This window comes from Desulfobacter sp., assembly GCF_050177295.1.
Genome location: NZ_JBFXHE010000397.1, coordinates 1 through 1,286, shown reverse-complemented (window position 1 = coordinate 1,286; position 1,286 = coordinate 1). Strand labels below are relative to the sequence as shown.

Genomic DNA, 1,286 nt, shown 5'->3' with positions numbered 1-1,286 from the left:
TTTGAAATATCCGGAAGCAGAACAAATGTTTCGGCGAATGGTATTTAATGTTCTGGCAACCAATTGTGATGATCACACTAAAAATTTTTCGTTTCAGTTGAAACAGGGTGAAGAATGGAGACTTTCGCCGGCATATGATGTCTGTTATTCGTATGATTCTAAAAATGTGTGGGTAAATCAGCAGACGTTAAGCATAAATGGAAAACACAGGGATATAGATAAAGAAGATTTAATGACGATTGCCAAGGCAAACAACATAAAAAAAGGGGAAAAAATAATTAGGCAAATCAATACAGTGGTCAAGAGCTGGAAGGATTTTGCAAACCGGACAAAAGTAAGAAAAGAATTGCTGCAGACCATTCAAGACAATTTGCATACGCTTAATGGGACACTTTGAAATTATATGCGATTGTTACTGAGGTGGAAAGAGTCTTGTTGTATCTGAAATCTTCTTTGTGATATTTCCCGCATTTTGCAGTCGTTGTTTTATCACTTATAGTTTGTTGTGAGGTGAATAGTGGATAAAAAATTTGATTCCGGCAAAAAAGAGGTGCTCAGGGCACGTTATGAGGCCCAGAAAATTGCCTTTGCACCTGTGGTGTTCCAAGCGGTACGCCTGCTGAGGGATCTGAACATTCTCAACGTTATTGAAGCGGCCGGAAAGACCGGGCTTAAAACCGAAGCGATTGCAGAACAAACAGGCGTCTCTTGTTACGGGGTAACCGTTCTGTGTGAAACCGGACTTAGCCAGGACGTTTTGGAGATCAAGGATGATTGCTATATACTAACCAACGTCGGACATTTTCTGCTCAATGATGAACTAACCAAAGTGAACATGGATTTTATCCATGACGTCTGCTATGAGGGGCTTTTTCGGTTAGATCAGGCGATTGCAACAGGGAAGCCTTCCGGGTTGGAAGTGTTTGGCAAGTGGCCCACAATTTACGAAGCATTAGGCCATCTGCCCCCCAAGGCGCAAAAAAGTTGGTTTGCTTTTGACCATTTTTACAGTGACTGTGCCTTTCCCGACGCCTTACCCTATGTATTTGACCTTAAACCGAAGTCACTTCTGGACATCGGCGCAAATACCGGAAAATTTGCCATCCAATGTGTTCGCCATAATCCGGATGTCCATGTCACTATGATGGATTTGCCCGGACAGCTTGCCAAAGCAAAAGAGAATATTGCGGCACAAGGTTTCGGCAATAGAATCACCGAATATCCTATTTGTGATCTGCTCGATCCGAAAGCCCAGTTTCCCGGCGGTTTTGATGCGGTATGGATGA

2 protein-coding genes are annotated in these 1,286 nt (G+C 42.8%); both read left to right on the top strand.

Features of this window, described 5'->3' with window-relative positions; genetic code table 11:
• The coding region (locus AB7U36_RS19780) for a type II toxin-antitoxin system HipA family toxin (RefSeq protein ID WP_428161357.1) at positions 1 to 397 on the top strand (397 nt) is incomplete at its 5' end.
• A gap of 120 nt (positions 398 to 517) precedes the next feature.
• Positions 518 to 1,286, top strand: a 769-nt coding sequence (locus AB7U36_RS19775) for an SAM-dependent methyltransferase (protein ID WP_428161356.1), incomplete at its 3' end; no start/stop codon positions are given.